This window comes from Pseudomonas sp. N2-3-1-14 (assembly GCF_041228395.1).
Classification (GTDB): domain Bacteria; phylum Pseudomonadota; class Gammaproteobacteria; order Pseudomonadales; family Pseudomonadaceae; genus Aquipseudomonas.
Genome location: NZ_CP166199.1, coordinates 6,259,044 through 6,272,166 on the forward strand (window position 1 = coordinate 6,259,044; position 13,123 = coordinate 6,272,166).

10 protein-coding genes are annotated in these 13,123 nt (G+C 61.3%); 5 read left to right on the plus strand and 5 right to left on the minus strand.

The features are described from left to right. Window position 1 precedes the first annotated feature (1 nt). A complete protein-coding gene (hexR, locus tag AB5I78_RS29040; protein WP_010168370.1) occupies window positions 2-868 on the minus strand; it encodes a transcriptional regulator HexR in 867 nt (288 codons plus the stop codon). 162 nt (window positions 869-1,030) lie between these two features. Beyond that, window positions 1,031-3,904 (minus strand): GGDEF domain-containing phosphodiesterase, encoded by a 2,874-nt coding sequence (locus AB5I78_RS29045; RefSeq protein ID WP_242201224.1) that lies wholly within the window; start codon window positions 3,902-3,904, stop codon window positions 1,031-1,033. Window positions 3,905-4,183: 279 nt separating this feature from the next. Between AB5I78_RS29045 and uvrD the strand changes: the two genes are divergently transcribed. The 3 genes from uvrD to AB5I78_RS29060 all read left to right on the plus strand — a co-directional run bounded on the left by uvrD (window position 4,184) and on the right by AB5I78_RS29060 (window position 8,005). Further along, a complete protein-coding gene (gene uvrD / locus AB5I78_RS29050; RefSeq protein ID WP_369302812.1) occupies window positions 4,184-6,367 on the plus strand; it encodes a DNA helicase II in 2,184 nt (727 codons plus the stop codon). A gap of 225 nt (window positions 6,368-6,592) precedes the next feature. Then, window positions 6,593-7,462 carry a Tim44 domain-containing protein gene (locus AB5I78_RS29055; RefSeq protein WP_242201229.1) on the plus strand — a complete coding sequence of 290 codons (870 nt, stop codon included), beginning with the start codon at window positions 6,593-6,595 and terminating at the stop codon, window positions 7,460-7,462. A 135-nt stretch (window positions 7,463-7,597) separates the two neighbouring features. Beyond that, window positions 7,598-8,005 carry an SMI1/KNR4 family protein gene (locus tag AB5I78_RS29060; protein WP_017135771.1) on the plus strand — a complete coding sequence of 136 codons (408 nt, stop codon included), beginning with the start codon at window positions 7,598-7,600 and terminating at the stop codon, window positions 8,003-8,005. Between the two features lie 162 nt (window positions 8,006-8,167). Here AB5I78_RS29060 and AB5I78_RS29065 read toward each other — a convergent pair whose 3' ends face one another. Next, complete coding sequence (locus tag AB5I78_RS29065; RefSeq protein WP_369302811.1) at window positions 8,168-9,931, minus strand: cation:proton antiporter; 1,764 nt, start codon at window positions 9,929-9,931, stop codon at window positions 8,168-8,170. 292 nt (window positions 9,932-10,223) lie between these two features. Here AB5I78_RS29065 and AB5I78_RS29070 point away from each other — a divergent pair, with 292 nt between their 5' ends. Next, window positions 10,224-10,709 (plus strand): acyl-CoA thioesterase, encoded by a 486-nt coding sequence (locus AB5I78_RS29070; RefSeq protein WP_076013223.1) that lies wholly within the window; start codon window positions 10,224-10,226, stop codon window positions 10,707-10,709. A gap of 69 nt (window positions 10,710-10,778) precedes the next feature. Here AB5I78_RS29070 and pdxY read toward each other — a convergent pair whose 3' ends face one another. Then, window positions 10,779-11,651, minus strand: coding sequence for a pyridoxal kinase PdxY (gene pdxY / locus AB5I78_RS29075; RefSeq protein ID WP_106575928.1), 873 nt, complete (start codon window positions 11,649-11,651; stop codon window positions 10,779-10,781). 117 nt (window positions 11,652-11,768) lie between these two features. On the opposite strand from pdxY, the gene AB5I78_RS29080 reads away from it, so the two are divergent. Beyond that, entirely contained in the window at window positions 11,769-12,164 is a 396-nt protein-coding gene (locus AB5I78_RS29080; RefSeq protein WP_369302810.1) for a DUF3301 domain-containing protein, read from the plus strand. On the opposite strand, the gene AB5I78_RS29085 is transcribed toward AB5I78_RS29080, so the two are convergent. Then, a complete protein-coding gene (locus tag AB5I78_RS29085) occupies window positions 12,158-13,120 on the minus strand; it encodes a GTP-binding protein (RefSeq protein ID WP_369302809.1) in 963 nt (320 codons plus the stop codon). The two genes, AB5I78_RS29080 and AB5I78_RS29085, sit on opposite strands and share 7 nt — an antisense overlap. Window positions 13,121-13,123: the final 3 nt, after the last annotated feature.

The following is a 13,123-nucleotide window of genomic DNA, read 5'->3' on the forward strand; positions in this document are numbered from 1 at the left end:
ATCAGTCGTCGAGGGCTTTGACCGATTTTGGCGAGAGACGCAGGCTGCGCAAGCTGCGCTTCACGCTCTTGAGGTGGTTGACCAGGCTCGGGCCGCGCGCCATGGCCACGCCCATCGCCAGCACGTCAATCACCACCAGGTGGGCGATGCGCGAGGTCAGCGGGGTGTAGATTTCGGTGTCTTCGTGCACGTCGATCGCCAGGTTGACCGTCGACAGCTCTGCCAATGGCGTCTGGCTTGGGCACAGCGTGATCAGCGTCGCGCCGCTTTCACGCACCAGGTTGGCGGTGATCAGCAAGTCTTTGGAGCGACCGGACTGGGAGATGCAGATCGCCACGTCCGTCGGCTTCAGCGTGACCGCCGACATCGCCTGCATGTGCGGATCGCTGTAAGCCGCTGCAGTGAGCAGCAGGCGGAAGAATTTGTGCTGGGCGTCTGCAGCAACGGCGCCCGACGCACCGAAGCCGTAAAATTCGACGCGCTGGGCCTGGGACATTGCGGTCACGGCCTTCTGCAACTCCACCGGGTCGAGTTTTTCTCGCACTTCCATCAGGGTGTGCAAGGTGGTGTCGAAGATTTTCAGGCTGTAGTCGGCGACGGAATCGTCTTCGTGAATCGCAAATTGCCCAAAGCTCGCACCCGCCGCCAGGCTCTGGGCCAGCTTGAGTTTCAAGTCCTGAAACCCGGAGCAACCGATGGCGCGGCAAAAACGCACGATGGTCGGCTCACTGATACCCACGCTGTGGGCCAGGTCGGCCATGGAACTGTGCATCACGGCCGCAGGGTCAAGCAGCACGTGATCGGCAACCTTGAGTTCCGATTTGCGTAACAGGTGGCGCGACTGGGCGATATGTTGCAACAGGTTCAAAGGGCAGGACTCTTGTTATTGGCAGGCGCCAGGGATGTAGCAAGCTTGTAGTTATACTACAAGAATTGCCGTTTTGCCCGTCCGATGCATCACTAAATCGCCCTGATGCCCTTTGAATCAGCGGGCAGCCGCCGTGTAGCCACACAGGCGGGCTGGCCGTCTTTAAGGAAAGTCTGCATTTTTGCGTAACAAATCTGCCAGCCCCTCGGCCTCCACCGGCCGACTGATCAGATAGCCCTGCACCTCGTCACAGCGCTCCCCTCTCAGGAAATCCAGCTGCTGCTGATCTTCCACGCCTTCGGCCACCACCTTGAGCGCCAGCCCATGGGCCATGGCGATGATTGCGCGCGTAATCGCAGCGTCCTCACGGCCCTGGCCCAGGCCGCGAATAAACGTCTGATCGATCTTCACGTAATCCACGGGAATACGCTTGAGGTAGCTGAGGGACGAGTAGCCGGTGCCAAAGTCGTCAATGGCCAACTTCACGCCCAGGTCGCGCAGTTGCTGGAAGGTGGCAATGATGTGCTCGACGCTGTCGAGCAACTGGCTCTCGGTCAGCTCCAATTCGAGGTATTGCGGGTCAAGGCCGGTTTCTTCGAGCACCTGGCGCACCAGGCTGACCAACTTGCCCTGGCGCAACTGGTGCACGGAAAGGTTCACCGACACCCGAATCGGCGCCAACCCCTGGCGCTGCCATTCACACGCCTGCCAACAGGCTTGGCGCAAGACAAATTCGCCCAGCGGCACGATCAGGCCTGTTTCTTCGGCCAGACCAATAAAGTCCCCCGGCGGCACCATGCCCCACTGCGGATGCTCCCAGCGAATCAGCGCCTCGGCGGCGTTCAGCTTGCCGGTGGCCAGGCACAGTTTCGGTTGATAGAACACCGTGAGCTGGCGTTCGTCGATGGCCTTGCGCAAGTGGTTCTCCAGCTGCAAACGCTCAAGCGTGCTGGCTTGCAGGCTGTCGGTGTAGAACTGGAAGTTATTGCCGCCCAGGTGCTTGGCATGTTGCATGGCCATGTTCGACTGACTGACCAACGCGGAAATTTCCCGCGCATTGTCCGGCAGCAGGCTGACACCCATTGAAGCGCTGACCACCAGCTCATGCCCGTCTACCGTCACTGGCACCCGCAGCTTTGCCAGCAGCCGCGTGGCCACTCGCGCCAGGCTCGACAGGTTGCCGTAGGCGTCGAACAGCACGGCGAACTCATCGCCGGACAGACGCGCAATGGTGTCAGCCTCGGGCAACGCGTTGATCAGACGACGCGCCATTTTCTGTAACAGCTGGTCGGCGACTTCATGGCCCAGGCTGTCGTTCAGCAACTTGAAGCGGTCCAGGTTGATATGCAGCAACGCCAGGCTACGCCCGCCCTGACGCACACGCGCATGGGCTTCGCGCAGTCGCTCGCGGAACAGCGAACGGTTGGCCAGGCCCGTCAACTCGTCATAGTGCGTGAGGTAGCGCATGCGCTCCTCAGACTCACGCCGCGCCGACAGATCAGCGAAGAAGCCCACAATATGGCTGACATTTCCGCGAACATCGCGCACCACGTTCAGTTGCAGCCATTGGGGGTACAGTTCGCCATTCTTGCGTGTTTCGACCAGCTCGCCCTGCCAGGTACCGTGGCTGAGCAGGGCCTGGCGAATCACCGGAAAGTGACGACGGGCGTCGCGGCTGCTGGGCAGTTCCACGACGTTGCGGCCGAGCATGTCGTCGATTTCAAAGCCGGTGACACGGCTGAAAGCCTGGTTGACGGCGATCAGCGCATAGTTCGGGTCAAGAATCACAATGCCTTCGCTGGCCGCCTCGAACACGGTCGAGGCCAGCCGCTGCTGTTCTTCCAGGGCCTTGCCGGCGCTGATGTCGCGGCGGGTGCCAAGCATGCGCGTTACCCGCCCACTGGGCGAGCGCTCCACGGCGCGGCCGCGGTCTTCGATCCAGACCCAGTGACCGTCGCCGTGGCGCACGCGGTATTCAACCTGATAGTCCTCGGTACGGCCTTTGAGATGCTCCACCAGTGCGCGCTTGAGCAGCGGCAAGTCGTCGGGGTGTAGCCGCGGCTTGAGGTGGCTGAGCATTGCCGTGACGTATTCAGGTTCAAGGCCGAACAACTCTTTGAGCTGAGTGTGATGGACTTCGTCGGTTTGCAGGTTCCAGTCCCACAGCCCCAGTTCGCTGGCCTGCAGCGCCATGGCCAGGCGCGCTTCACTTTTGTTCAGGGCCAGGCTGGCGGCGTCCAGTTCCTGGTTGCGTTGCGCCACGCGGTCTTGCAGACCGATCTGGGCCTCGCGCAGGTCCTGTTCGACCTGGCGGCGCTGCTCTACTTCGCGCACCAGCTCCTGATTCAACTGCTCGCTGCGCTGCTGCGCCTGCTGTAAATGCTCGATCAGCGCCTGGTTCTGAAAGCGTCGCAGCAGGCCACGCTGGATCAGGCGGTTGACCTGCCACGCCACCAGGCTCAAAGAACCCAGCAGGATCAGGCCAAGCACGCCCCAACCTTGCTGCTGCGCCGTGCCGTTCCAAAACAGATAGAGGATGGCCGGCACCAGACACGGCACGGCAAAGGACAGGAATGCGGGCAGGCTCACCGCGTAGGCGACGCTGGCCGACAGCGTTGCCGCACCGATCAGGCCGAACACCCAGGCCTGCTGCATGAAGCTGTCCGCCGGCACCAGCGCGATGGCAGCGGTGGCTAACGTCAGGCCACTGACCGCCGAGCCGAGCATGAACATGCGCCGCCAGATCGGTTGGGCCTGGCGGCTGGGCATGGCCGAGTCAAACGCGGCGACTTGGATCACGCGCAAGGCCACCAGGGCGAGCAGCCAGACCAGCCACACGCTGTCCAACAGATATTGCTTGGGGTTCCACAGCAACCAGGCGCAGACCAGGCCATTCACCAACATCAATAAAGTCGGCAGCAATGAGCCCTGGTACAGCAGGCGAGTGCGTTCGACCGCCATCTCGGTTGCGTAACGTTTACGAATGATCTGCGCAGGCGCCGCCGAGGGGCCGAACAGGTCAGGACTGAGAGTCATAGGCAGTGTTCTTATAATGGTGAGCCCGAAACGTGCACGGAGCATACACAAGCAAACGCTTGGGCCAAACTGCTCCAAGTCATAAAAACCGCACGATAATCCGCCGCAAAACTCGGAGCCAGACAGCTTGAGCGAGGTGCTGCGCGGGCTGTGGCCTATGACCGACCGGTCATCAGCCCCGCCAGAATGTTTGTCCGGCTCCAAACACGCCCGACGTTTTCGAGTGACCACCCGGCATTGGGATTTGCCCCACTCCCCCGGGCACCCTAGAATGCGCCGATGCGCGATGATCTCTCCCTTTTGCTGAACTCCCTCAACGATGCCCAACGCCAGGCCGTAGCAGCCCCCGTTGGCCGTCAGTTGGTCCTGGCCGGTGCTGGCTCCGGTAAAACCCGAGTGCTGGTGCACCGTATCGCCTGGTTGATCCAGGTTGAAAACGCGTCCCCGCATTCCATCCTGTCGGTGACCTTCACCAACAAGGCGGCTGCCGAGATGCGCCACCGCATCGAGCAGTTGATGGGTATCAGCCCGGCCGGCATGTGGGTGGGCACCTTCCACGGCCTGGCGCACCGCTTGTTGCGGGCGCATTGGCAGGAAGCGGGGCTGAGCCAGACCTTCCAGATCCTCGACAGCGATGACCAGCAGCGCCTGGTCAAGCGCGTGATCCGCGAGCTGGGCCTGGACGAACAGCGCTGGCCCGCGCGTCAGGCGCAATGGTTTATCAACGGCCAGAAAGACGAAGGCCTGCGCCCGCAACATATCCAGGCCAGTGGCGATTTGTTCCTGGCCACCATGCGCAGCATTTATGAAGCCTACGAGGCCGCCTGCGTGCGTGCCGGCGTGATCGACTTCTCCGAGCTGCTGCTGCGCGCCCTCGACCTGTGGCGCGACAACCCAGGCTTGCTGGCGCATTACCAGAAGCGCTTCCGCCATATCCTGGTGGACGAGTTCCAGGACACCAACGCCGTGCAGTACGCCTGGTTGCGCTTGCTGGCCAAAGGTGGCGACAGCCTGATGGTGGTGGGCGATGACGACCAGTCGATCTACGGCTGGCGTGGCGCGAAAATCGAGAACATCTACCAGTACTCCGACGACTTCCCGGACGCGATCACTATCCGTCTGGAGCAGAATTACCGCTCCACCGCCGGCATCCTCAAGGCTGCCAACGCACTGATCGCCAATAACACCGGGCGCATGGGCAAAGAGCTGTGGACCGACGGCGGCGAAGGCGAAGCGATCAACCTGTACGCCGCGTTCAACGAGCACGATGAAGCGCGTTATGTGGTGGAAACCATCGAAAGCGCGCTGAAAACCGGGCTGGCGCGTAACGATATCGCCATCTTGTACCGCTCCAACGCCCAATCGCGGGTATTGGAAGAAGCCCTGCTGCGCGAACGTATTCCGTACCGCATCTATGGCGGCCAACGCTTCTTCGAGCGTGCGGAAATCAAGAACGCCATGGCGTACCTGCGCTTGCTGGAAGGCCGTGGCAACGATGCGGCGCTGGAGCGGGTGATCAATGTTCCGGCACGTGGCATCGGCGAGAAAACCGTCGAGGCCATCCGCGACCACGCACGCCACGCCGATGTGTCGATGTGGGAAGCCATGCGCTTGCTGATCGCCAATAAAGGCCTGACCGGCCGCGCTGCCGGTGCCTTGGGTGTGTTCGTTGAGCTGATCGAGAACCTGGCCGCCAAATGCGCGGAAATGCCGCTGCATTTGATGACCCAGACCGTGATTGAGCAATCGGGCCTGATCGCCTATCACGAAGCGGAAAAAGGCGAGAAGGGCCAGGCGCGGGTAGAAAACCTTGAAGAACTGGTCAGCGCCGCCCGCGCGTTCGAAAACACCGATGACGATGAAGAGCTGACGCCGCTTGCCGCCTTCCTCGGGCATGCGTCGCTGGAAGCCGGTGATACCCAGGCCGATGAGCATGAAGACAGCATCCAGCTGATGACCTTGCACAGCGCCAAGGGCCTGGAGTTCCCGTATGTGTTCCTGGTGGGCATGGAAGAAGGCCTGTTCCCGCACAAGATGAGCCTGGAAGAGCCCGGCCGCCTTGAGGAAGAGCGCCGCCTGGCTTACGTGGGCATCACCCGTGCCATGCAGAATCTGGTGATGACCTACGCCGAAACCCGACGCCTGTACGGCAGCGAGACCTACAACAAGGTGTCGCGCTTCGTACGTGAGGTGCCGAAGGGACTGATCCAGGAAGTGCGCCTGTCCAACAGCGTCAGCCGCCCGTTCGGCGGCGGCCAGCAGCAAAACTCCTGCACCCTGTTTGCCGGCTCCGAGATTCCGGAAACCCAGTTCAGCCTTGGCCAGCAGGTCAGGCATTCGGTGTTCGGCGAAGGTGTGATCCTCAACTTTGAAGGCGCGGGTGCCCAGGCGCGGGTGCAGGTGAATTTCGCCGAAGGCAGCAAGTGGCTGATGATGGGCTACGCCAAGCTCGAAGCGATCTGAAACACTGCATGCTCACTGTCAGGCGCCCGGCTAGCCGGGCGCCTGCAATGTGAAGAATCGTGCCCCTCCCTTGTTTTTCGCCCGCTCGGGCCAATATCTGTAACTAGTCCTACAGACCCTTCGGAATTGGTCTTACGTAAAAGCCCGAAACATTATGCCGCTAGCCACTGTCACGACACCTGTGCAACATGGCGCGCGTGCAATCCACAAATGGGAATTCCCTTTATGAAACGTTTTCTTAGCATCGCCATGGCGTTGTGCATCGGCCTGACGATGAGCCTCGACGCCAACGCCAAGCGCTTCGGTGGCGGCAAAAGCATGGGCTCGGCACCGACTCACCAGACCAGCCAAATGGCTCCTTCCGCCGGTGCCGGCGGTGCTGCGGCAACTGCAGGTGCAGCCGGTGCTGCTGGCGCGGCTGCCAAGGCCGGCGGTGCTTCGCGCTGGTTAGGCCCTCTGGCCGGTATCGCCGCCGGTGGCCTGCTTGCGTCCATGTTCATGGGCGGCGGCTTCCAGGGCATGCAGATCTTCGACATCCTGATCATGGCGGTCATCGCCTTCCTGATCTTCCGCTTCATCGCCGCCCGTCGCCGCAAGCAGCAGGAGCACATGGCTCCAGCCGGCGCGCCGATGCAGCGTGAAGTATTCGAGCAAAAACCAGCCATGGGTTCGATCTTCGGTGGTTCGGGTGCACCTGCTGCCGCCCGTCCGGTAATCAATGCACCGGCCTGGTTCAACGAAGAGCGTTTCGTCGAAGCGGCCCGCAGCCACTTCCAGTCCCTGCAACAGCACTGGGACGCCAACGAAATGGACAAGATCTCCGAGTTCGTGACCCCACAACTGCTTGAGTTCCTCAAGCGCGAACGTGCCGACCTGGGCGACGGTTTCCAGTCGACCTACATCGACGACCTGCGCGTACAACTGGAAGGTGTGGATGATCGCGCCGACAAGACCATCGCCACCTTGACCTTCAGCGGCGTGTCGAAGACTTCGCGTTTCGACCAGGGCGAAGTGTTCAGCGAAAGCTGGAACATGGAACGCGCCCAGGGCGACAACCAGCCTTGGCTGGTCGCCGGTATCCGCCAGAACGGCTGATAACCGCACGCTTGAGCACCTGGTAATAAAAACCCCGGACATGTTCCGGGGTTTTCTATTTCGCGGTTGCACTTATAGCGAGCTACTGTATAAAACGCCCTATTAACCGCGCCAACTAGCAAGAGGATCCCGGCCGTGGAAGAAATCATCGAACAATTGCGTGAAGCCAACGAACCGGTCCCGGTTCCTCTGGAACTGCCTGACGAAGACCAAATTGTGGAAATCGAAGAACAACTGTTCATCGACATCCCGTTTGTCTTCCGCGAATTCCTGCTCACCGTCAGCGACGTGGTGTATGGCAGCCTGGAGCCGGTGACGGTTACCGACCCGCAGTCCCACACCTACCTGCCGGACGTGGCCGCCAACGCCTGGGATGCCGGTGTTGACCGCAGCATGATCCCGATCTGCCAGGACGGTGACGACTACTACTGCGTCGAAGAAGACGGCACCGTGGTGCTGTGGTCCGGCGAAGAAGAACTGGTTACCGAAGAAACCTGGGAATCGGTGTGGCACTGGGCGCGGGACGTCTGGCTGGAAAGCTGATTCCGCAAAGCTTCTGTGGCAAGGGCGCTTGCTCGCGCTGGGCTGCGAAGCGGCCCCAACCAGGGCGACGCGTTCTTTCAGATGTTGCAATGTGGCGGTTTTAGGGCTGCTGCGCAGCCCAACGCGAGCAAGCTCGCTCGCCACAAGAATGCGCCACTCGGCTTAGTGCTCCGGCGTGTCCTTGTGGTTATCCAGGGTCTCCAGCAAGGCAACCTGCATCCGCGTATGCACGCGGATGAACCACCGCCAGAGCACCGCCGCCACCGCTGCCGCCACCACGGCGATCAGCACCAGCAACTTGTTGGTTGGCAAGATACTGGCCGACAAGGCTGCCAGCAGCAGGAAAATCACCAGCAGCGACAGGATGGGGATCAGTTCGGCGATCACTCGTCGTACGCGCTGGGTATGCCTTCCGGCCATTTCCGGCTTGACGCTCATCTCTGCCAGCAACATCGACAGCGCCTTGAGCTTGCGATACGCCGCAATCAAAAACGGCAGCGACAACAGCAACGCCCCGCCCCAGATCAACGCCTTCTGCCAGCTTGGTTCGCTGATCCAGCCCTCCAGATACCCACCGATGCGCGCCGCAAAAAAGCTGCCGGCAAAAAAGATCGCCACCACCAACGCCAGGTTTACCCCCACTTGCAGGATGATCTTGCGAATCATCGACGCCAGCATTGCGCCCTCGCCCTGAGGCTGGATGCTGCGCAACCATTCGCCATACATACCGAACACCCGGCTCATGCGCTTGGGCATCACCGCCGCAATCTTCAACGATAACGGGTCGGCGCCGCGAATCAGGTACGGCGTGAGCAGCGTGGTGATCGCCGACACCGCCACGGCCACCGGGTAGAGGAAGTCGCTGGTCACCTGCAAGGTCATCCCCAATGCGGCGATGATGAAGGAAAACTCCCCAATCTGTGACAGCCCCATGCCTACGCGCAGCGAGGTGCGGCCGTCGTTGCCGGCGATAAACGCCCCCAGGCCACAAGACAACATTTTGCCCAGCACCACCGCCACGGTGATGACCGCGATAGGCCAGGCGTATTGCAGCAGGATCTGTGGGTCGATCATCAAGCCAATCGCGACAAAGAAGATCGCGCTGAACATGTCGCGAACCGGCTCTATAAGGCGTTCGATCTTAATCAACTGACGGGACTCGGCCATGATCGCGCCGATCAGGAATGCCCCCAGCACCATGCTGTATTCGAGCTTCACCACCAGCAGGCAGAAGCCGAAACACAGGCCGAGCACAGTGATCAGCAGCATCTCGTTACTGTCGAACTTGGCCACATAGGCCAGCAGGCGCGGCACCAGCAGAATGCCGATGACCAGCGCGACGATCATGAACAGCGAGAGTTTGCCGACGGTGGAAAACACCTCGCCGGAACTGACCGTGCCGCTGACGGCGATGCTCGACAGCAAGGCGATGATGCCGATACCGAGGATGTCTTCTACGATCAGCACGCCGAAAATCAGCTGGGCAAAGCGCTGGTTTTTCATCTTCAGGTCGTTGAGCGCCTTGACGATGATGGTGGTTGAGGAGATCGCCAGGATGGCGCCGAGGAACAGCGAGTCCATGGTGTTCCAATCGAACCAGCGGCCGATTTCGTAGCCGATCCAGATCATCAGGATGATCTCGAGGAATGCGGCGATAAACGCCGTGGCCCCGACCTTGAACAGTTTGCGCAGGCTGAACTCCAGGCCCAGGCAAAACATCAGGAAGATCACCCCCAGTTCGGCGAGGGTCTTGATGGTGTCTTCGTCGTGGATCAGGCCGAACGGTGGCGTGTGAGGGCCGATGATGAACCCGGCGACGATATACCCCAACACCACCGGTTGCTTGAGGCGGTGAAACAGGATGGTGACAACCCCTGCCACCAGCATGATCACGGCCAAGTCCTGGATAAAGCTGATGGCGTGCATGGCGAGGGGCTCCTTGAGGGTACTGGCGCTTTTCCCACTTCCACCGGCGCCTATGAACGGTCGCAATAAGCGGAAGGAAAAGTCGGCCTTAATCGTAAGAAATGCCCTGAGACGGGCTTTTGAAGGTTAACACCGCGACTTCCGGCAGAAAGCCGGTGCAATATATGGAAACAGATCGGTGCAGGCGTGACGGCAAGCCGCCCACCGGCGTCCCGTTAGGGATGGCGCTGCAAAGATTTCAGCACCCGCAGAGGTGCCACCCCAACCGATGCCTACAACCCGTGAGTGTGCTATGGAACCCGGAAACGCCCAGCTGTCGATGACGGTACTGATGACCCCTGACATGGCCAACTTCTCAGGCAATGTTCACGGCGGCACCCTGCTCAAGTACCTCGACGAAGTGGCCTACGCCTGTGCGAGCCGTTATGCCGGTCGCTATGTAGTGACCTTGTCGGTGGACCAAGTGATTTTTCGCGAACCGATCCATGTCGGTGAGCTGGTGACCTTCCTCGCCTCGGTCAACTACACCGGCAACACGTCGATGGAAGTGGGCATCAAGGTGGTGACCGAGAACATCCGCGAGCGCTCGGTGCGCCATACCAATAGCTGCTTCTTCACCATGGTGGCCGTGGACGACCAGCGCAAACCCGCCGCCGTGCCGCCACTGCAGCCGCACAACAGCGAAGACAAGCGCCGGTTCGTGCAGGCGCAGCAGCGCCGGCAGATTCGCCAGGAGCTGGAAAAGCGCTATCAGGAAATCAAGGCAGACGGGCCGTAAGACCCGAGCTGTAAACCAGATCAAAATGTGGGAGCGGGCTTGCCCGCTCCCACATTGGGTTTTGTGGGTTTACAGACCGATCGGTGTGGCTTCGAAGCGCACGCGAGGATGGGCGATGCGGTCCTGGGCGCGGACCAGTTCTAGCTCGTAGCTGGCGCAGGCCTGGGTTTCCAGCAGCACTTCATGCACCGCGGCGGCGGTGAATTCGAAGGCTGCCAGCAGGCTGTCACCCAGCAGCACCCGCGCCAGGAACAGCCCCGACGTCAGGTCGCCCACGCCCACCGGCTGACGCGGGAACGCCAGCAGTGGCCGACGCAAGTGCCAGCTGCCATCGGCAGTCACCAACAGCATCTCAAAACCGTCCGGCAGCTTGCCCGGATAATCCAGGTGCTTGACCAGCACGGCCTTGGGCCCGCGCGCCAGCAGCGCCTTGGCCATGCCCAGGCAATCGAACAGCGATTGCGGCTTGCGCCCGGCAAAGCTGTCCAGCTCCAACTGGTTGGGGCAAAGGAAATCCGCCATCGCTGCCGCTTCGTCCAACAGGAAATCGCTGACTTCCTGGGGCACGATGCAACCCTTTTCCGGGTGGCCCATCACCGGGTCGCACAAGTACAAGGCCTTTGGGTTGATGGCCTTGATGCGCGCCACGCCGGTCAAAATCGCACGGCCTTGGGCTGCGCTGCCGAGGTAGCCGGACAGCACTGCATCGCAGTTACCCAGCTCGCCAATTGCGGCAATCCCTTCCACCAGCGCCGGAATCTGCTGCGGCGCCAACACTTCGCCCGCCCACTGACCATACTGAGTGTGATTGGAGAACTGCACCGTGTTGAGCGGCCAGACATTCACCCCGACCCGCTGCATGGGGAACACGGCGGCGCTGTTTCCGGCGTGGCCAAAAACCACATGAGACTGGATCGCAAGCAGATGAGGTGTGCGTTTCATGCGGGAGATTTCCGTAAAGCCATTGAAATTCTGGCCGCGCAGTATGCGACTAAACACGGCCTGTACGACAGACCAGAGACACAGTTAAGCTGCTCTCACTTTGTTGGAGTTCATCGCATGCTGACCCTGGGAAACATCTTTGTGTTGATGCTGCTGGCGACCGGCGCCGCCTGGGTCTGGCACAACCACGGCCTGCGCGAGCGGGCGCTGGAGCGGGTCAAGCAGCATTGCGCCAAGCTCGATATCGAGCTGCTCGATGGCGCGGTGGCGTTGAAACGCATCGGTTTTGTGAGGGATGCCAAGGGTCGGCGCCGTCTGGCGCGCGTCTACAATTTTGAGTTCACCGTGACCGGCGAAGCACGCCATCCCGGGACGATCACTCAGTTTGGTGCTCACAGCGCGCAGATCGAACTGGCGCCCTACCCGTTCGAGATCAAAACGCCGTTGCCCAGCGCTGAAGTGATCGAGCTGAGCCAATGGCGCCAGGACCACGCCAGCAAGAACCGTCACTGACGGCAGGCGGTCAAGGCGTCCTGCAATGCAGCCACGTCCTGTGGCTGACTGAAGATCAATTCAATACGTGAGTCACGGCGCCATTCGCTCAGTTGCCAGAGGAGTGCGCCGTTATCCACAGCGTTGGCGCTGAGCCAACCTTCAGGGCTGTGGATAACCAGTTTGGCGCGGCGCCACACCAGACTTGTCAGCCAGCTGTTCAGGCGCACGGTGTCGAATTGCTGACTAGGGTGCCAACGCCAGCCGATGCTCCAGCCGCCCTCTTGAGCCTGGCTGAGGCAGATTGGCAGCGTCGGATCGGTCCAGATGGCCGGCATCTGCGCTAAGCCTTTGGGCACTTCGACTTTATCCACAGCAGTGCGGCCTTGCGCGTCCAAGCCGGGCAACAGGTCGAGCGGCACGTGCGCCTGGCGCGTCCAGTAAAGCGGGCAGTCGGGTAATTGCTGTTCAATGGCCTGGCGCTGCGCGGCATCCAGCGCCTCATCCTTGTTCAACACCAACAGCCCGGCACTGGCCAGCGTCTCGCGTTGCGCATCAGGCAAGGGTTTACCCGCCGCCAGCGCCTGGGCATCCAGCACCAGTACGCACGGCTGAACCGCCAGCACGTCCTGCCACGGCGCCTGCCGCAGTTGCTTGAGCAACTGCGCCGGGTGGCCCAGGCCCGAGGGTTCGATAAACAGCCGATCAGGCTTGGCCTTACGCAGCAGGCGGCCCAGGCCTACCTGGAACGGTGCACCATTCACACAACACAGGCAGCCGCCGGCCACCTCGCCCAAAGCAATGCCGTCATCATCCTGAGTGAGCAAGGCAGCGTCCAGACCGATCTGCCCGAACTCGTTGATCAACACGGCCCAGCGCTCGTTGGCCGGGCGTTGGGCCAGCAGGTGTTTGATCAGGCTGGTCTTGCCGGCGCCCAACGGCCCGGCAATCACGTGGGTGGGAATGTTCTGCAGCATCAG